General features: G+C 54.7%; 14 protein-coding genes and 1 pseudogene. 11 read left to right on the forward strand and 4 right to left on the reverse strand.

Translation table 11 applies throughout. The annotated features are described in order from the left end of the window. From GDA65_20165 to GDA65_20195, 7 genes and pseudogenes are all read left to right on the forward strand, one after another. Positions 1-239 (forward strand): TolC family protein (locus GDA65_20165; GenBank protein ID MBA5865001.1); only part of this gene is annotated, 239 nt, incomplete at its 5' end. A gap of 22 nt (positions 240-261) precedes the next feature. Beyond that, positions 262-1,944 (forward strand): efflux RND transporter periplasmic adaptor subunit, encoded by a 1,683-nt coding sequence (locus tag GDA65_20170; GenBank protein ID MBA5865002.1) that lies wholly within the window; start codon positions 262-264, stop codon positions 1,942-1,944. Positions 1,945-1,957: 13 nt separating this feature from the next. Further along, the gene (locus GDA65_20175; protein MBA5865003.1) at positions 1,958-2,314 is read left to right on the forward strand and encodes a hypothetical protein; all 357 of its coding nucleotides are present in this window, start codon (positions 1,958-1,960) and stop codon (positions 2,312-2,314) included. A 67-nt stretch (positions 2,315-2,381) separates the two neighbouring features. Next, a pseudogene (locus GDA65_20180) lies at positions 2,382-5,553 on the forward strand (CusA/CzcA family heavy metal efflux RND transporter). 26 nt (positions 5,554-5,579) lie between these two features. Further along, on the forward strand, positions 5,580-5,984 hold the full coding sequence (locus GDA65_20185; GenBank protein ID MBA5865004.1) for a hypothetical protein: 405 nt from the start codon (positions 5,580-5,582) through the stop codon (positions 5,982-5,984). Positions 5,985-6,157: 173 nt separating this feature from the next. Continuing rightward, the gene (locus tag GDA65_20190; GenBank protein MBA5865005.1) at positions 6,158-7,057 is read left to right on the forward strand and encodes a cation diffusion facilitator family transporter; all 900 of its coding nucleotides are present in this window, start codon (positions 6,158-6,160) and stop codon (positions 7,055-7,057) included. 390 nt (positions 7,058-7,447) lie between these two features. After that, positions 7,448-7,876 (forward strand): DUF3015 domain-containing protein, encoded by a 429-nt coding sequence (locus GDA65_20195; GenBank protein ID MBA5865006.1) that lies wholly within the window; start codon positions 7,448-7,450, stop codon positions 7,874-7,876. Between the two features lie 504 nt (positions 7,877-8,380). Here the strand turns inward: GDA65_20195 and GDA65_20200 are convergent. From GDA65_20200 to GDA65_20215, 4 genes are all read right to left on the reverse strand, one after another. Next, a complete protein-coding gene (locus tag GDA65_20200; GenBank protein MBA5865007.1) occupies positions 8,381-10,771 on the reverse strand; it encodes a TonB-dependent receptor in 2,391 nt (796 codons plus the stop codon). 93 nt (positions 10,772-10,864) lie between these two features. Beyond that, on the reverse strand, positions 10,865-11,326 hold the full coding sequence (locus GDA65_20205) for a hypothetical protein (GenBank protein ID MBA5865008.1): 462 nt from the start codon (positions 11,324-11,326) through the stop codon (positions 10,865-10,867). 28 nt (positions 11,327-11,354) lie between these two features. After that, positions 11,355-12,434, reverse strand: coding sequence for a TonB family protein (locus GDA65_20210; protein MBA5865009.1), 1,080 nt, complete (start codon positions 12,432-12,434; stop codon positions 11,355-11,357). A 137-nt stretch (positions 12,435-12,571) separates the two neighbouring features. After that, a complete protein-coding gene (locus GDA65_20215) occupies positions 12,572-13,180 on the reverse strand; it encodes a hypothetical protein (protein ID MBA5865010.1) in 609 nt (202 codons plus the stop codon). 2,458 nt (positions 13,181-15,638) lie between these two features. Here GDA65_20215 and GDA65_20220 point away from each other — a divergent pair. From GDA65_20220 to GDA65_20235, 4 genes are all read left to right on the forward strand, one after another. Next, positions 15,639-16,037, forward strand: a complete 399-nt coding sequence (locus GDA65_20220) for a DUF4864 domain-containing protein (GenBank protein MBA5865011.1) — start codon at positions 15,639-15,641, stop codon at positions 16,035-16,037. A 3-nt stretch (positions 16,038-16,040) separates the two neighbouring features. Beyond that, positions 16,041-17,075: a flippase-like domain-containing protein gene (locus GDA65_20225; protein ID MBA5865012.1), complete on the forward strand. Its 1,035-nt coding sequence runs from the start codon at positions 16,041-16,043 to the stop codon at positions 17,073-17,075. A gap of 292 nt (positions 17,076-17,367) precedes the next feature. Then, positions 17,368-18,033 carry a tetratricopeptide repeat protein gene (locus GDA65_20230; protein MBA5865013.1) on the forward strand — a complete coding sequence of 222 codons (666 nt, stop codon included), beginning with the start codon at positions 17,368-17,370 and terminating at the stop codon, positions 18,031-18,033. Between the two features lie 206 nt (positions 18,034-18,239). Further along, entirely contained in the window at positions 18,240-18,866 is a 627-nt protein-coding gene (locus tag GDA65_20235) for a hypothetical protein (GenBank protein MBA5865014.1), read from the forward strand. Positions 18,867-18,975: the final 109 nt, after the last annotated feature.

Here is an 18,975-nt window from a genome sequence, read left to right on the forward strand (position 1 = left end):
TGGCAAAAGTCCGGGCGAGTTGGGAAGTGGCGGTGCTGTACCGGACCACGGTGCTGCCCCAGGCCGAGCAGGGCGTGGAAGCCGCGCGGGCCGGCTATCGCACCGGAAGGACGTCCTTTCTGGATCTTATCGACGCAGACCGGGCCTTGCGGGAGTTTCAACTGGCGTACTGGCGAGTGCTGGTCGATCGCGAATCCCGCATAGCTGAGCTCGAACAGGTCGTCGGCACGGAATTGTAAAGAGTAAAGAGTGAGGGATGTCATGATGACGAAAATGTGGAGTCAAAGACGAACCATGTGGATTGCGATCGGAGCTGGAATCGTGATGCTGACGCTCGGGTCATGGTTCATGACCGGATGGGAGCGACACCAAGTCCTTCCCCCTGACGAGAAGACGTCCGATCAACGCCAGACGGAGCAGAAGGAGCGCAGCCTGCAGGGGATGCCGATGTCTCCCAGCCAGGAAACCGGTCCTCCCCAGGCCTATGCCATGGTGACGCCGACGAAACAGCAGTTGATTGGCGTGAAGACAGCGGTGGTCGAGACACGTCCGCTTGAGACCACCGTCCGGGCGGTCGGCAGGGTGGACTACAACGAAGAACGCATTACGCATATCAACCTGCGGGTCTCGGGATGGGTGGAAGAGCTCTTTGTGGACTATACGGGACAGGTCGTGCACAAAGGGCAGCCGCTGTTCACGCTGTACAGCCCTGACTTGGTCGCCAGCCAGGATGAGTACCTGCTGGCGCTGCGAACGCAAGCCAAGGTGAAAGACAGTCCGCTTGCCGACGTGCACGAGCAGGCGGAGCACATGGTGGAAGCGGCACGCGACCGGTTGCGCCTGTGGACGGTCTCGGAGCAACAGCTCGACGAGTTGGCTCGGAGGGGCAAGGCTAAGACCGCGATACCGATCTATTCGCCCTTCAGCGGCTACGTCACCGAGAAAAAAGTCTTCAGGGGGATGTTTGTGGAGCCCGGGATGAGGCTCTATACGATCGCGGACTTGTCGACGGTCTGGGTGAATGCCGAGATCTACGAGTTCGAGGTCCCGTTTGTCACGGTCGATCAGCAAGCCGCTATCACGTTCTCCTCGTATCCCGGACAACCGTTTTATGGACGGGTCTCGTACATCTACCCCTACCTGAACGAGCAAGCTCGTACCGTCAAAGTCCGCGTGGAATTACCGAACCCGGGGTTACGACTCAAGCCGGAAATGTACGGAGACGTGCTGCTCACGATCAATCGTGGAAACCAGGTCGCGGTTCCCGAACAGGCGGTGCTGGACTCTGGAACGCGGAAGCAGGTCTTTCTGGTTCGCGGGGAAGGGCTTTTTGAACCACGGGAAGTCAAGGTGGGACCAAAAATCGGAGCCTTTTATGAGGTTCAGGAGGGGGTCGAGGCAGGTGACCGGGTGGTGACATCCGGAAACTTTCTGATCGATTCGGAGAGCAAGCTCATGGCCGCCATGGACATGATGGGTTCGCTGGGGATGGGCGGTATCAAAATGGAACAGGCGCAGATGGGACAAATGGACATGGGTGGCATGCCAATGGGAGACCCACAGCCGGAGAAGACGACGCAAATGGCGAAGGCGTCGGGAGAAAAGAGGGCAGGGGGACTGACTCTTGCGCTCTCGACAGAGCCCGCCTCACCGCGGATTGGCGAAAATCTCATCCGAGTCACCGTGAAAGGTGAGGGAGGCAATCTGGTGGTCAACGCAAAAGTTCAGCTCACCTACACGATGCCGATGCCGGGTATGATGCCGGCCACGGTGCCGATGAAACCCGGTAAGGACGGGGCCTATGAGGCGAAGGTCAATCTTGGCATGGGTGGCCGGTGGGACCTGACCGTCACCGTGCAGCGTGCGGGCGAGGCCGATGTGAAGGAAATGTTTTCCGTCACCGCAGGCGGCGGCGGAGGGATGTCCGGCATGCAGGGAATGTGAAAAGGAGACGACCATGGAAAGCATCTGGCGAATGAGACTTATCAACATGTTTGTATTGCTGGTCGCGCTGGGATTGTCAGCCTGCTCCTTCATCGCCACTCCTCCTGCTGACCTGTTAGCCAGGAATGATCATGTGGCGTTGGTCGCTTGGTATGAGAATGAAGCAGCCAGGCTCCGTCAGAAGGCACAGGAGATGGACCAGATGGTGGAGGAATACCGGAGGGATCCAGAACGAGCCCAGCGGATGATGTCCCACGGCAGTCCTAAGGTTGATTTTGTCCAGCAATGTCACATCCTCGCCGCGGCCTATAGGAATGCTGCGACGGAGGCGGAGACCTTGGCCAAATCTCATCGTGAGTTCATCCCGTGATGCGACAGAGAGAAGGGCATCCGGCCTTCGGCCTTACCAGAGGCATTCGGAACGAGATGGGGGAAAAATGATCGAACGGGTCATCGAGTGGAGTACAAAAAATACATTTCTGGTCTCGCTCGCGCTGCTCTTCCTGATGGGCTGGGGGGGATGGGCCGTCTATCACACGCCATTAGATGCGATTCCGGACCTGTCTGATGTGCAGGTGATCGTCTTCACCGAGTGGCCGGGACGCAGCCCAGACCTCGTGGAGGATCAAATCACCTATCCGATTGTGACCTCGATGCTCGGGGCGCCCCGAGTCAAAAATGTCCGGGGACAATCCTTTCTTGGGCTGTCGTTTGTCTACATCATTTTCCAGGACGGGACGGACATCTACTGGGCCAGAAGCCGAGTTGTGGAGTACATGCAAGGGGTCACGGGAAAGCTGCCGGAGGGCGTCTCGCCGACGCTTGGTCCTGATGCGACCGGTGTCGGCTGGGTCTTTCAGTATGCCCTCGTCGACAAGTCCGGCCAGCACGACCTTGCCGACCTGCGGACCTTTCAGGACTGGTATCTGCGGTACTGGTTGCAAAGCGTGCCGGGTGTGGCACAGGTCGCGTCCATAGGCGGGTTCGTGAAGCAGTATCAGGTGCAGGTGGACCCCACGAAGCTGCTCGGGTATCACATTTCGCTCAAGAAGGTCATCGAGGCGATCCAGCGGAGTAACAACGATGTCGGAGGACGGGTGCTGGAAGTCACGGAGCGCGAATATATGGTGCGCGGGCGAGGGTATATCCGGTCGTTGGAGGATATCCGCAAGATCACCGTGGGGACGGATCAGCAGGGCACACCGATTACGGTGCGGGATCTTGCCCAGGTCATGCTGGGACCGGATATGCGCCGGGGGGTGGCGGAACTGGACGGCCAAGGCGAAACGGTGGGCGGGATCATCGTCATGCGCTATGGGGAGAATGCGCTGGCGGTGATCGAGGGGGTCAAGGACAAGTTGGCCGAAATCGGCCCGTCGCTCCCACCGGGCATGGAGATCATTCCGGTCTACGACCGGTCGGAATTGATCCGTCGAGCCATCGCCACGTTGAAGGAAAAACTGATTGAAGTGAGCGTGGTCGTCAGTCTGATCAGCCTGTTGTTTCTGTTTCATCTCCGCTCGGCCCTCGTGGCCATCCTGACATTGCCGGTCGCGATCCTGCTGTCGTTTCTCGCCATGTACTATCTCGGGATCACCTCCAACATCATGTCCTTGGCCGGGATTGCGATTGCTATCGGCGCGATGGTCGATGCCGTGATCGTGATGATCGAGAATGCCCACAAACGTTTGGAGCAATGGGAGCGCGGCGGTCGCTCAGGCTATCGGGCAGCCGTCATCGTGCAGGCCGCGCAGGAGGTCGGCAAGCCGCTGTTCTTCTCGCTCCTGATTATCACTATCTCCTTTCTGCCGGTCTTCACCCTGGAATCGCAGGAGGGGCGTCTCTTCAAGCCGCTTGCGTTCACCAAGACGGCGGCCATGTTCTTTGCGGCCCTTGTCTCGATCACAGTTGCGCCGCTCTTGATGGTCTGGCTGCTGAAGGGAACGATCAGTCCTGAGGAGCGCAATCCAATCAATCGGGTCTTGCTGCGACTGTACCGGCCCCTCGTCTCCGGTGCATTGCGCGTCAGGTGGCTCGTCATCATCCTCGCCGTCCTGGCGGTGGCCGTCACCGTTCCTTTGTATGCACGGCTGGGCTCCGAATTCATGCCCCCGCTCAACGAAGGGACGATCCTCTTCATGCCGACGGCGTTGCCGGGGATTTCGGTGACCGAGGCGACACGGCTCTTACAGCGACAAGACCAGCTCCTGAAGCAGTTTCCGGAGGTGGACCATGTGTTCGGAAAAGTCGGCCGGGCGGAAACACCCACGGATCCTGCCCATTTCAGTATGGCCGAGACCACGGTGACCTTGAAGCCCGAAGAGCAGTGGCGGCCAGGCGTCACCTGGGATTCGCTGATTGCTGAGCTGGACCCGCTGCTGAAATTCCCTGGGATGCCGAACATCTGGTGGATGCCGATTCAGACCCGGACGGAGATGCTGGCCACCGGGATCCGCAGCAATCTCGGCATTAAAATCCTGGGCCCGGACCTCGCGGAGATCGAGCGCATTGGGCTCACGATCGAAAGTCTGCTGCAAGGACTTCGCGGGACACGCAGCGCCTATTCCGAACGGGTCACAGGGGGCTACTACCTGGATGTTCAAGTCGATCGTGATGCGATCGCCCGGTACGGGTTGACCATCGAAGATGTCGAGGACGTCATCGAGTCGGCCATCGGGGGGAAAAACATTTCGCAGACGGTCGAGGGTCGGGAACGGTATCCCATTAACGTCCGGTATGCTCGGGCCCTGCGGGACGATCCAGAATCACTGCGACGCGTCCTGGTGGAGACTCCGAGCGGGGCGACGATTCCCATGGCTCAGCTCGCCCAGATTTCGATGGTGACCGGACCCCCAACGGTTCGCGATGAACGAGGCTCGCTGTCCGGCATTGTGTTCGTGGACGTGACGGGACGGGATCTGGCCGGGTATGTCGCCGAGGCGCAACGGGTGGTGCGCGAACAAGTCCGCCTGAAGCCTGGCTATCGACTGGAGTGGGGGGGGACAGTTCCAATATCTGGAGCGGGCCAAGGCCCGCCTCAGGATCGTGGTGCCGGTGACGATATTTCTGATCTTCGTCTTGCTCTACATGAATTTTCGGTCAGTCACCCGGAGTCTGATCGTGCTGCTGTCCGTGCCATTTGGGGTGATCGGGGCGATTGTGTATCTGTACCTGCTCAAGTATCACCTGAGTGTGGCCGTCTGGGTGGGGATCATTGCCTTGGCCGGTGTCGCGGCTGAGACGGGGGTGATCATGATTATCTTCCTCGACGAAGCCTATGAACGCTGGCAGCGGGAGGGACGGCTTCACTCCATGGCGGATCTCCACTTGGCGATTATCGAAGGCGCAGTGCAGCGCGTGAGGCCGAAGGTGATGACGGCGTCGGCCATCTTGATCGGGCTGTTGCCGATCATGTGGAGCCATGGATCCGGTGCCGATGTGATGAAGCGCATCGCGGCACCCATGATCGGCGGGATGGTGTCGTCAACCCTGCTCACATTGGTCGTGATTCCGGTGCTGTACGCCTTGTGGCGGGGCAGGACTCTGCCGGCCGAAGCACCTGTCGAGGCCGGAGCGGAGAAACGTCTCGTCCCGTTAGAGAATCCCTGAGAGATAATTCAAAGGAGGGAAGTGCGATGACATCCATAACCCAGTTTGTTGCAGTGGCCCTGATGCCTGCTGTGGTCTCGGGCTGTATGTGCATGATGCCGATGGAGAAGATGGATATGGGCAAGGACAACATGGGACAGATGGACAGGGGGGACAAAGGCCGGAGTCATGAGATGACCGGAACGAAGGCTGAAAAACGGGTGGGGGACCTGATCGCTGTCGCATTTGATGATGGCATCGTAAAAACTGCTCCGTACTGGACTGGCATGGCTTATGTGCCGGTCCGGGAAAGCAGCCTGCGTCTGAACCATACTGTGAAGGACCATCTCCTGGCTTGCCAAGATCAGCACTCTTTCAACTATCCTACTGATCTGTTCCTACCATCCGGGTTCTTCGCATTTGATACCCTTGCTGTTTCTTCAGCTTTCTAAACTCTGCAACAATTAGGGAGGCTATCTATGTGTTCATTTGAACAACTTTTGATCTACTGTCCATTCCAGGTGAGTTCGCTCATGTCTGTTTTGCCTGAGCGTATTAGGAAAGCAAATTTCGCTGCTTCCGATCCCACAGAACTCCGCTTCTGCGGATAGTGAACAAAAAACAAATGGGGACAGGACACAACCATGACCATGTGGCACGTACCCAATCTCGAAGTAGGCTGGTCCTCGTGCTTCTCCTTACAAGTGTGTTCATGGGTCTGGAAGCGCTGGCAGGCTGGCTCACTGGAAGCTTAGCACTCTGGGCGGATGCCGGACATATGTTGGCCGACGTGGCCGCCCTAAGCCTGAGCACTTTCGCGATGTGGATGGCCACGAAAGAATCCACACCGGACAAGACCTATGGGTATCACCGTGCGGAGATACTAGTGGCGGTGTGCAATGCCGTGGTGCTGCTTTTATTGGCTTGCTGGATTTTGTATGAGGCAGTCACGCGCTTTTATCATCCCGCAGATGTGCTCGGCTTGCCGGTCATGCTTGTCGGCGCCGTGGGGCTCGCCATCAATCTTGTGTCTTTGAAGCTCCTCGGTGGAGGCCCGGGAGCCAGCATCAACGTCAGCAGCGCGTATTTGGAGGTATTAAGTGATGCGGTGACATCGGTGGGCGTGGTAATCGGAGGAGGTATCATCTGGATGACCGGATGGTATTCCATTGATCCTCTCCTCAGCGTCCTTATCACGTTATTCATAGTCTGGAGAACATGGCTGCTACTTTCCCAGGCGGTGAACATACTCATGGAAGGCGTCCCGCCACACCTCAATGCCGAAGAGGTCGCGAACGCCATGATCAAAGTGAACGGCGTGAGGGAAGTGCATGACCTCCATATTTGGACGATCACATCGGGACGAGATGCATTGAGCGCCCATATCATTGTCTCTGATGGCGAGAATAGAGATAGGGTCTTGCTCGATCTTCAACACACGTTAAGGACGCGATTCGAAATTAGCCATCTCACCTTACAGATGATGAAGCAGCGTCTTGAGTGGATTCAACCAGACAAGAATTGACGGTCAACGATCTGCGTCACCTACAGAACGGGTCCGACCCTGCGTGATAAACGGTGCACGCCGATGGCGAAAAAATATTCGCCGTTCTATGTTTGTACCGGGGAGTGCATGATGGACAGGGATGGGTCACCAAGCCCTGAAGGCGCGTTTATTAATAGTTTCGTTACCGAGTCGCATGTGCAATTACTCCCTGTCTCTTTCTCACCTTTGGAAACCTGGCTCCCGCAGCCCGCTTCCAGGGTTATTCCGAGTACGTAACGAGACCGTAAAGAGTATCCTCACGGACAACGGTGGGCGAGTTTTCAAGGGCCGATAAGGCGGTTGGATAGGGGTCTTGGTGTTAACAGCGAACCTTGCCCTCAGAAAGAGGGTCGTAAGGAGGCTAGTATTATGAAGGCATCTGTCTCAGCACAGCGTCTAGGAATTGGGTTCTATCTCATCGCGGTGAGTCTCCTCTTGGGAGCCTGTAACACCACGGAGGCCACGCTACACACGACTAAAGACTTCTTCTCGAGCACGAGTCCGCACGATCTCTTCACTGGTGATGGGATGGTTGTGAAGGAACAGAAGATCAATCTGTTCGCCGGAGTAAACTATGAAAACCTACGGCAAGAAGCCGCGGCCGGCGGAGGCCAATACGTGAGCGCGTTGGCCTCGCTGTACGAGATTCCAGTTGCGAAAGAGCAAGCTTTTGGAGAGGTCCTACAGCGCAAGCATTCCGACTTATTTTTAGCTGGGCTAGAAGAAGATCGCACTGCATATTTGAAAATGGTCAACGCTTTAAATCACGAGCTGGTGGCGGCTTCTTTACTGCCTTAAGCCACGGCTTTTAGGAGAGACGGTGGAAAATGACGGGGAAGGGACATCCGGTGGCGGAGGTCATCGTCCGGGAACCGAAGAACAGTTGGTGTCTTTGGCGACAACGCTGACGCCTTTCCTTCGCGGAATATTGTTGGAGATAACCACGATCAGGATGACCCCTTCACGCGCGAACCTAGCCGCCTGAACATCGGTGTATGCCATGCCGCGGCGCACGGCTGAGAAATGACGCACAATGCTATCCTGCGACCAGATACGGAAGTGGGAGTTAGGTAGGTGTATTGTCCTCTCATAAAAGCGATGCGACCAACTCGCGGAACCGTTTGACCGATCGTTGGATTCCCTTCTTCTTTCTAATTACATAGAAGCGCTGCAATCCCCTCTAAACTGATGCGTTCGCCGCCGCAGCCCTCATGTAGAAGGCTGCGGCAGGGTTTTGCTACACGGAGGGGGTCCTGATTTGTGAGCATATGCAGTCGAACGTCTCGCAATCTCAGTTCCTCTCTAAAAGCTCCAGCGCGCCCCTGCCTGCACCATCAGTGGAAGCCCGGGATAGATACCTCTTGTTCGATCGACCATAAACATCTGGTCTAACAGGTTTTTGCCCGTTATGAACAAGGTGGTATTGATTGGCTTTACGTACTGATTCACTGCCGCATTGAGCACACACCACCCGCGGACGACTCCTCGCTGGCCATTGGGGGTGGGACTGACGGTGTTACGGTCATCGCCAAACATATCGCTGATACATTGCGTTTCGACTCTGGCATTAAAACCCAGGGGCCGATTATAGTAGCCGAGTCCGGCCGTCAGCATATGCTTGGGTGAGTATGGTACACGATTCCCACTCACATTAAAGAGTGCAGCCTCGCCTGGCAGCAGTGCAGCACCCGTAATTGAGCTGTTTCTATTTCCTTTGAATTCTGCGTCAGCTACCCACGTATAGTTGAAATCCAATAAAACGTCATGGTCTCTATTTTGGCCGGTTACCATGTCCAAGACGTCCGCCTTCACCGCGAATTCCACACCTCGCTGCCGAGTTCGCCCACCGTTCGTCAACGTGGCGCCTACGCCACCTGCCACGGATTGCGACACGATTTGGTTTTGGAAGTCCATCTGGAACAGTGTCAATTCATAGCCAAGCCATTGAAGCGGTGTGCTGCGGAGACCCAGTTCGTAGTTCCAGCTTAACTCAGGGTCTAGATCAACGACCGCGCCCGTTCCCGTAATAGAATCGGAGACTTGGGGTGGCGAAAACCCACGATGGACCCCGGCGAAGAGAGTATGATTCTTGACGGGTGTATAAGTTGCTCCTATCCCCGGCAATACCTCGGTGAGTGCCGTTTTACCGAACGTCTCTCCTGTGGCAGGAAGTTTATTAAACTGCTCATAATTCACGTGCTCAACGCGCAAGCCTGGTGTAATGGTAAAGTTATCTGTGATGAGAAAGCGGTTTTGAAAAAACATGGCATAAGCTGCGGTCTTGCGAATATTGTTTTCTCCGAGACAAGTTGCTGCTGCCGGGGAAGCGAAACACGATGAGGTCCCCCCCACCCCTGAAACTTGGTTTAGAAACTGTTTGCGGTCTGATTGTTCGTACATCGCCCTTGCGCCGAAGTCGGCCTCGCTCGCTATTCCCAACAGGCGATGCGTCAAATGGAAGCGAGGCTCGACTCCATATACCCAATATTCCCGCTCGTTCGTGAACCGCTGATTTGCAGGGACGACGCTAAACGCTGCTGCTGGCAGGTTATTTCCCGTCTGGATGCCTCCAACCGGGGCTCCCGTGTCGCTAACACCTTGTTGGCTCTGCCGAGCCCAATCGCGCTGAATGTAATGGCCAAATAAGTTGGTAGTCATCGTTAGATTGGCGTTGAACATGTGTTGAACCGCTACATGCATACCGACCCTACGGAAATCAAAATTATCGTTCGTGAAGGGTGTTTTTCGGTCGCGACCACGAGCTGCCCAGTCTGCCTGCGTAAGACCCTGATAACCAAGGCCTGAATCCTCCCGGTAATAGTTAAATTTCGCTAGTATGGTCGTGCGATCCGACAGCTCCTGCACAGTCTTAAATGTAAAATCGTCCACCTTGGCACGTATGTTGGTAAAACGGGGCGAGTCGCTCTGAAAATGGGTGTAGTCCGCGAGATAACCGCTCTTGCCCCAGGTGCCCCCATAGTCGAAGTGGGTATTGAAATAGTTTAGGTTACCCCCCCGGAACTCGACATTGCCCTGCGGTGTAGCGGGAGGCATGCGCGTAATTAAGTTCATCACCCCACCAATTGTCTGTGGGCCATAAAGCAATTGGCCACTTCCTTTCAGGACCTCAATGCGATCAAACCGAAAGACGGGTGGGAAGTAATAGGAGGAGGGATCCCCGTAGGGCATCAGCATGATGGGTACCCCATCCTCCATAATGTGTATTTTCCTGCTTCGGGTAGGATCGAGACCGCGGATCCCAATATTGGGCCGAATCCCCAGTCCATCCTCATCCCGCACGTTAACGCCGGGTACTTCCCGTAAGGCCTCATTGATCGTAAGCCGGCGATTCTGGGAAAGACTTTCCTGGGTCACAACGCGGCCCGAGCCGGGAATATGTTCAAGTGCCTCAGGCGAAGTACCGATTATTTCCGTAAGAGGAGCCCGTAAGGGTTCCTCAGGGCGGACTAATGGCGTAGGTCCGACTGGCTCGGCCTCAGCGCTTGGGGCCGATTCACGGATTTCCTCAGAAGGTCGAGGCGCGGCCGGGTCAGGAGTAAGTGTTTGCGCGGCTGCTTGACCGCCGGTGAAAAACAATGCGGCGATCATTATAAAAAGGCAAAGACAAGGTGCGTCGAATATAGTTATGTTTCTAATTATCATTCTCAATTTATATCCATAGAACTTCATCACTACATCTCCTCCGTTATTATTAAGGGCTTGAATAAAGGATGCCGCACGCGCCGCGAGTGGTAGACGAACTGGTTCTGACAGGAGAGTGTTGCATTATTTGAAGACGATCTTTGCTAGCCCAGTGGTTGGGAATTCGATATCTCCGAAATCAGACATTCCTTTGAAACTCCCTTTCACTGCGAACGTGAACTCTCCCGTCTTGCCATTAGACAGGGTAATCACCATATGGAGGAGAGCCGAATCCACAGAGGGCTTTAGATCAATCTGTTTGATCTGATCAAACCTGATTCTGATGGTCGCCGAGCCTCGTTTTACGGGCACTTCTCGTAGTTCGTGGGGCACGAAGGCGGTTTCACTGACCTTCTCCTCCCAGTAAAAGATCATATTTTTTATTTCTGCATCCCCACCCTGCGAGTCCGTCACTACTGCATTGAATGTGCGCTCAACCTTGCCGGATGTCTCCGACCACACGAAGTCTCCGGCGAACAATCCCCACAAGGTCATGAGTCCTACCAGGATATAGCACCGCTGACGTTGCAACTGTTTCACGTTCATAACTCGCCCCTGGAAAAAATGCATAGGATTAATTAAGCTTATAACTGATTGGAATGTTGACGACAACTTGTGACCTGCCCAACGGATGTTCCAAATGGAGCGGGCACGATTTCCTCATGACATCCATCGCATCTTGATCGAGTAATTGATGCCCGGAACTTTCCGCGACCTTAAGGTCCAGGAGCTTTCCTTCCTGACTTATAACTGCTTGCAACACCACCATACCTTCCCATCTATTAGTTCTCGCGATATAGGGATATCGTTTGAACCGCTCGACTCGGCTCCATAATGCTTCAATCAACCAGCCATAGTCTGGTTTAGTGGCATGCTTGACCTGCGCCGGTGTACTCTGAATTGAGGCCTGAAGTGTGGGTTCGACAACTGCAGAGGAAACGGGCGACTGTTCTATGGCGGACACCTTCTGTGTCACGGGCACTTCAGTGGCTACGGGACTACTCTCACTGAGTGGGGCATGAACCGTCTCGACCGAATGGTCCGAAAGAGACACGCGTTCAATGGGCGAAGAGTCGGCTGTTTTAATCCCCTGCTCGGATTCAACCGCAAGCGCCTTCGAGACCACGTTAGAAGAATGGTCGATTAACGGCGGGGTGTCCGATTGTGCGAGAGACTCTGGTGTTACGACCGGCCTCTCGACGCTCTTAAATTGGACCTCCTGTTCATATACGGGCTGAGAATAGGTAGCATTAGCGGCCACTGTTTCGATTTGTTTAACGGGCTCAGTAGCACGAACTTCCTGCTGCATAACCTGTGGCTTGCTTTGAATGACTTGGTTAATCTGTTGCGTTTTCGTTATTTGCTGCTGGTGTGGTGAAGAGGCGGCACGCTTTGGAGGTGTAAGAGGTTCGCTGATTTTCGGTGGGATAGGCGTGGGGTGTGGGGTTGATGGCTTATTAGCGATCTGTGGTACGGGAGGCGCGACCATCGAAATGTCCCAACGAAAGGGCTCAGGTTGAAGCGCGTGACGAAGATCCGTCATAAGAAATGCGATCGCGGCCACCACGATCAGGTGCGCGGTCAGCGAGGCGAACCATCCCCATGATCGGCTGGTCAGAATACTGTTATTTACAGAGAGCGCGCTCGCGGTCATACAGCCTCTGGCGGACTTTATTGACGAAGGAACGCCACCACCTCGCGTCGCTTTCTTTGGAAGTACGCATTCGAGAAAGAGCGATATTGATAATGGTTATCACAACTAGTAGTCAAGCAAAAAAACCTGGAAGACCATTAAATAATAGAGGGTCGGGGTGGACGCGGTTTCAGGGACGACTCGCGCTTTCTGCAGAGTTTGCACGTTCCGAAAAATTCGAGCCTGTACCTTTCAATTTGAAACCCATGTTGGGAAGCCACCATCGCATTGATCCTTTCTAATTTCTCATAAACAAAATTCAAGACTTGTCCGCAAGACGTGCAGATGAGAAGATTGTTAGGAGCCCTTCGGAGGAAGGCAATGTCATAATAGGTTTGCTTGTTGTAGCGCCGGGTTTTTGCCACGCCAGCTTTGCATAACTGGCCAAGTGTCCGATAGACGGCGGTCAATCCGATGCCCGGAACACTGTTTTTAATGTGCTGGTGAAGTTGTTTGGCTGTGACATGGTCATGGCGAGTAAAAAAAAGCCAAACTTGGGCACGTAGAGGACTGATTCTGAGACCATGGGCGTTTAGCTGTTTTTCCAGCAGCGACAGCTTACTTTGGCCTCCTTGCTCAATTTGTAGACCCGCTTTCAATGAGGCGACCTTGCGTAGACCCGGTAAACTAGAAACCTGTTTGGAGATAATGCCAAGTTCGCCAAGCTGCTTGCTTCTGTGTGAAGCACCTTTGGAACAGGTGGCCATGGTCTCCGGCCCGCACTGTTACTTTGGCCAGTGGTTGACTCTTCCATGAGGTTTGACTCGGGAGAATTAGTGCTTTTTGTCCTTCGGCGGACTGGGATCGTTCCCGTAGTTGTCGCTGTCCCGGATGGTGCCATCTTCGATAAATAACGACTTCAAGGCCTGCCTTTTTCGCCGCTTCAACTGCCTTGTCAATTGCCGCATTCTGTGTTTATGCGTGGAGCTTACTCGCTCTGATCTTTCTTTTCTTGTTGCCAAATCCTGCTCATGCTGCACACATGGATATCTCGTTTCTTCGACATAGACCTTCCTATTTGTTCAGCCACCACTTCCTTAGCCTTTGCCAGAAACTGTCTTGCTTGACGGCTGGAACCTTCCGGCTCTCGAAATATTTCTCCTTTAGCCAGAAGGAGCAGAGAGTTTGGGATGCAATAGCGGGATAACCGAGCCATCCAAACTCAGTGCCAACATGGAGAGCGGTGCTTGCAGGGAAAGGTTGGTATCGGTTGCTTTGGGAGGTCAAGCTTATCAATGGTACAAGGATAATGGCTGGATCGGTATCCTCATCAGACAAAATGATTCTGTCCGTTTCTTTTAAGAATGCGATTCAGTTAGAAGGCAAATGCAGAAGGCGAATCCGGTTGCTGCCATAGATCAGCATGTGCGCCGATATGCAACGCAGTTGCAACACCGAAGAATGCCTTTGTCTGATTGTGAAGTGCCGTGACCCTCAGGAGTTTCTATTCTTAGAACTAATGGAGTTTTCTTGTTTACGACGGCATCCCATTCCGTCAATCCGCTCGCCTTCTAAGGTTAATTCAACAATGCGACGATTTCTTGATAGTCCATGCGTGCTTGGCAACACCCGCTTCCATGCGGTTCCATGCGGATGGTTAGCTTTGGTTCGTAGGTTGAGCTTTTGTGCGGGGCATGTCGCATAATGGCAGAGCTGAAGCACCCTCGCTAGTCCCATTCAGTCCGACTTAGGCGGGACCTGCTATTGGCGTAGCTGCTTCGAGGGGGACAGCATTCTTCCATAATGCCTCCTCTACCCGTCTTATTGGCTTCTTTAGTATTTGTTTTCACCTTCAATGCTTTATGGTTATGTGCTGCCTCTGCAAACGTCTGCACCAGTGGACTGTACATCGCACTCGGAGGAGCCCTCCCGACAGACTTGTGATGCATTCCTTGAAATTGGCCCCAGTCACAATATTTTTCTTATGAGTTCGGGTCCACAGTTCAGTGGAATATACATGTTCTGCGAAACTCCCTGCCCTGATATTAACCGCTTCCCTACTTTCCCAGCCGCCACGTGGTTCCGACACCTCAGTTCATTCCTCGATTCCAACGACTATACTGAGAATTTGATACTTTCTTTGGTTCACGATGCACACCCCGTGACGGCGATCCATAACCGTTAGGGCCCCTATGCTGGGTGAAAGGAATGTGGCCAAATGTCCTGCCTAGGGCGGACTCTTGAGCTATTCCACTCGCAACAGTGACTAAATTTATGCCGCTTTAGAAAGGCCTACGTCCAAGAACAGAGGGCAGTGCAATTCATTCAAAAATCACGCGCCCGGAACTACTTAAGTTTGCAGAGAAGGTGATAAAGGACCAAACGGACGGGATGCACATCATGAAGGCCTGGCAGCATGCGTGGTTCACGAGCCGGCACGGTGGAAGTACATTGTAAAAGACATCGGATAACAAGCTTCCTCTACTGCAGCGGAAGTCCTAGTTGGAACCTCCAGGAAAGGAGGCTGAACCCCCCATATATCATTGATTAGGCTCAAGGAGTTCCTTGCTGGTAAACAATGCTTGCACGATCACCACAATTGTCCGGACGCGGAGCAGCCCGATCTTGACTAGATCTCTGTAATTGGTAGACACTGACGTATGTTGACTAAATGGCTCAGTGCAAAACTGTGTGATGATCTAGGAAGGAATGTGCAGTCCATCGGGCTCATACTCGTTTTCGTGCTCTGCCAAGTGGTCGGTATCATGTGCGCTCTGCCCGACGTTGCCATTGCGGAACAGCCTGCATCTTTCGTGCAAGACGTGATGGTCTGCCCGATGGATGGAACTCTTATGTGTCCCCCATCGGTGATCTCATCTCCCGAACGTCAGGAAAAGCAGGGGTGGGCCGTGGATGTCGATCATGCAGCGATTCTTTCGGCTACCTCTCTGGGTCTCCTGAAACGAGCAATGCCGACGCTGGGCTCCTTGAGCAGTACAGTACCTATAGTCCCTATCTCCATAAGCTTCTCCTCCGTTCTCCGGATTTGATCCCACACCTCCAGTAGATTCCTGCTTGGCTGCATACGCTGAGCGGCCGGTCATTCATTACATTTTTTCTGCACATGCCTTTGCAGGTGCTGTTGTGACACGAGTACGTGCTCGTCGCAATATGTGCCATCTTGTTGGTGGTCTCCTCTTCGTTTGCACGAGAAAGGAGCGAGACATGGGCGTTCTAGTAATCATTTTGACTTGTGTAGTGCTGCTCCTGGGCGGCTATTGGTGGGCGGATACCTCAGTTCCTCTCGCCCCAATCTTGGACCAACTCACGGCGATCGACGAAGGTCTGTACCCGCAAGCATACAATTATTTGAGCTCGTCCGCCCAGGCCACATTGTCCTTTAGTGAGTTCGTGACGCAGATAGAGGGAAATAGCGTGGTAAGGGAGAACTGTCATAGCACCTTCCCATCACGGACGACGGCCGGTGCAACAGCCACGGTGAGCGGTATCCTGCAAGGCTGCCCTCACCTCACCAGCGAGGTCGAATATCGGCTGGTGAAGGACGGCGATGAGTGGAAGATCGAGTGGTTTCAGTGGGGAAGGACGAGATTGGTGAAAGAGTAGGTCATGAAACCGATGGGGTCTCTGTCTCCACTGCGCCTCGTGAATATCGGGTTGCTCCTGGTCGGCCTCATGACGCTCCTGAGCATCATGGCCTATATCGGGCCGTCGAAGATTTACGACGTGGGCGCGAACTTAGGCCCGATCGCTATTGCACTGATGCTCGTGCCGTCGACCGTCATGTATGTGCTGGATGGTCTCGGTTGGCGCTTCACGTTGGCGCAATATCAAACGGCGGTCCCATTCGTACGACTCCTCATGGTGCGTACGGCGGGAGAGTTTCTGAACACGGCTACGCCCACGGCCAGTGTGGGAGGAGAACCACTTAAGGCTGCCCTTCTGAAGACATTCTCTGTCCCCATGGGCGATGGGCTCGCCTCTGTCATCGTGGCGAAAACCACTATGACACTGGCTCAAATCATGTACATCTTCCTGGGCCTTGCCCTCTGGCTTTTCCTGCTGGAGGACTCTCCGCAGTCCCGTGGTCTGTCACACTGGGCTATGGCTGGTACGGCGGCTTTGCTCTTGTTCTCGACTGGCCTCTTTGTAGTGCTGCAACAACGAGGACTTTTCGCTGTTCTCTTCGCGGTCGTTGATAAGTTCCCTTTTCGCATGGGTTTCCTAGCCGACAGACGTGAGGAGCTTCGCAGCCTGGATGCGCTCATTGCGGGCTTCTACCGGCATCGTCGAGCGCTATTTGCCTGGTCGGCCATCACGTTTTTCGGGGGCTGGTTAATGGAAGCTGCCGAAGTGTATGTGATGCTTCGCTACCTCGGGCAGCCTATCGAAGTGGTGACGGCGGTCTCGATTGACGCGCTATGCACCCTCATTAAGGGGGGAGCCTTTTTCATCCCGGGAAGCGTCGGTGTCCAGGAAGGGGGCATTGTCTTGCTGCTCAAGGCGTTTGGCTACAGCGACGTGACAGGGATTTCCTTCGCCTTGCTGCGCCGGCTGAGGGAATTGGTCTGGATGGCAGTCGGCGTGGCGTGTTTTGCACTGCTGAGCCGCGGCGCCGCGGCACAGGGCGCTGAAGGCGCCTGATGCCATACTGGTAAGACTCGTTCAGGGCGACCCGTAGTGCCTACTTGCCGGAGGGAGCGTTGGTCGCATGCACCCGGATCCGCTGGGGACGGCCAACGCTGATCGCCGCAGAAGCTGAAGGCGGCCTCATACAGAGAGAGGTACGGTATGGATAGTCGATGCATTCTTCAGATCGTTCCTGTCGATGGGTGGGGCGCAGTGTACGCGATTCGTCCCGATCGAAATGATGGCGACCCTGTGTGGATCAGTCGTTTAGCCTGTTGGGCCCTGGTGCAACACGGAGACCATCGGTATGTGGTCGGCCTTGATTCGGCATTATCGTTCTGCGACCAAGGTGATAATTTTCTCGGCTATGCTCCCCCTGGGAAGATTTGTACGACATGGACAGACAAGGCGCGGGCATTTTTGGAAAAGCCAACCGCGAAGACTGGCCTTCTGCGAGACGAGGTCGAGAAAAAGTCTCCGTAGCACGAGGAAAGACATTATGGTTGCGACACAAATCTCGAAGTGTGTTTATAGGGCGCTGACTGAGAGAAAGGAGAAGACCATGTGTATTATGCGGGTAATCGTTGCTGCGGCGCTTACACTGGCGCTGAGTGCCTGTGCGTCCAAGGTGACTCCCCAGTTATTGGCAGCGCCGTCGATGTCGAGCGAACGCGCCCAAACTCACAACGCTGAAGGGATTCGCGCGTACCAGGATGGAAACATGAACCAAGCCCGGCAATATTTTGAGGCCGCGATCACAGTTGAGCCTGATTTAGCCGAGGCACACTACAATCTTGGCATGACCTTGTACCGTCTAGGGATGGTCGGCGACGGAGATCATCATTTCATTCAAGCCGCTAACTTAGCCCCTGGCAACAAAACGATTTGGGACGCCCCGCCACTTCGGGCTGCGGCCCCCGGTGAGAAGGACCTCATACCTGGGGGTTCCGATGGGCATATGCACAGCCACTAGCTGACTCTGGGCACAGTGCGGTGGTACCAGCATCCGCTTTGGGTTAGGTTTGTCTGTCTGAGCGTCGAACGCCGTCGGAAACGTTTGTCCGTCAGTCCCCCGATCGCTCAGCCCTGAGACGTGTTCCCGGTCGTGTGGTTCGTGCTTGTCGGACTTTCGTCAGTGCCAGGCAGGTGAGCACTGTGGGGCATGGAAAAGGGCAGGCTATGATGAGGCGTACGAACCAAACCGACGATCCGCGGTCCCAGGCTCATACTCAGCAGGACCCGATCCAAGAAATCCTGAATGCGAAGGCCGCCTTCCTATCTTTTTTGCGCAACCGAATTGGGGATACCGGCGTTGCGCAGGACCTCTACCAGCAGAGTGTTCTCCGAGCCGTAGAACGCCGATCCTCGCTGCGGCGTCGTGAGGATGCCGTGGCCTGGTTCTGCAGCATTCTCCGCCATACCTTGGTCGACTATCTGCGGAAGCATGCGGTCGAAGCGAGGGGAAAGAAAGCCTATCGCCAGGCCCTCATCCACTCAGGGCATGGCAAGGTGCCTCCGTTTGAGGAGGTCGGCGATACCCCCTGCAGTTGTGCATCCGTGCTTCTGCCCACCCTGCGGCCAAGTTATGCGGAACTCATCCGGCGCATGGATCTCAAGGGCGAGTCATCCAAAACAGTCGCGAAAGATTTGGCGATGACCCGCAATAACGTGAGGGTGCGTTTACATCGGGCACGCCAAATCTTACGGGCACGCTTAGTGCGGTTTTGTGGTCCGTGCTGTGAGCGCAATTGTCGGAACTGCACGTGTGATGTCTCTTCCTTTCCGACCATGAAAAGGCGGGTGTGAGATTCGTGCGGAGACCCCAAACTGTAATGCTGGAGGGTCCTCAACGTCTATCTATAGTAGAAGTGTGTCAGTGTCTTGGATGGAGCAGTGGGAAGATACGGGAACACAG

The sequence above is a fragment of the Nitrospira sp. CR1.1 genome, assembly GCA_014055465.1.
In the GTDB taxonomy this organism is placed as follows: Bacteria; Nitrospirota; Nitrospiria; order Nitrospirales; family Nitrospiraceae; genus Nitrospira_A.

Bases quoted from the DNA above. Each gene is read 5' to 3' on its own strand.
- GDA65_20175 (MBA5865003.1), top strand. From the start codon at position 1,958: ATGGAAAGCATCTGGCGAATGAGACTTATCAACATGTTTGTATTGCTG.
- GDA65_20185 (MBA5865004.1), top strand. From the start codon at position 5,580: ATGACATCCATAACCCAGTTTGTTGCAGTGGCCCTGATGCCTGCTGTG.
- GDA65_20215 (MBA5865010.1), bottom strand. From the start codon at position 13,180: ATGGCCACCTGTTCCAAAGGTGCTTCACACAGAAGCAAGCAGCTTGGC.
- GDA65_20230 (MBA5865013.1), top strand. From the start codon at position 17,368: ATGTGGTCGGCCTTGATTCGGCATTATCGTTCTGCGACCAAGGTGATA.
- GDA65_20195 (MBA5865006.1), top strand. From the start codon at position 7,448: ATGAAGGCATCTGTCTCAGCACAGCGTCTAGGAATTGGGTTCTATCTC.
- GDA65_20220 (MBA5865011.1), top strand. From the start codon at position 15,639: ATGGGCGTTCTAGTAATCATTTTGACTTGTGTAGTGCTGCTCCTGGGC.
- GDA65_20205 (MBA5865008.1), bottom strand. From the start codon at position 11,326: ATGAACGTGAAACAGTTGCAACGTCAGCGGTGCTATATCCTGGTAGGA.
- GDA65_20225 (MBA5865012.1), top strand. From the start codon at position 16,041: ATGAAACCGATGGGGTCTCTGTCTCCACTGCGCCTCGTGAATATCGGG.
- GDA65_20210 (MBA5865009.1), bottom strand. From the start codon at position 12,434: ATGACCGCGAGCGCGCTCTCTGTAAATAACAGTATTCTGACCAGCCGA.
- GDA65_20235 (MBA5865014.1), top strand. From the start codon at position 18,240: ATGATGAGGCGTACGAACCAAACCGACGATCCGCGGTCCCAGGCTCAT.
- GDA65_20190 (MBA5865005.1), top strand. From the start codon at position 6,158: ATGGGGACAGGACACAACCATGACCATGTGGCACGTACCCAATCTCGA.
- GDA65_20170 (MBA5865002.1), top strand. From the start codon at position 262: ATGATGACGAAAATGTGGAGTCAAAGACGAACCATGTGGATTGCGATC.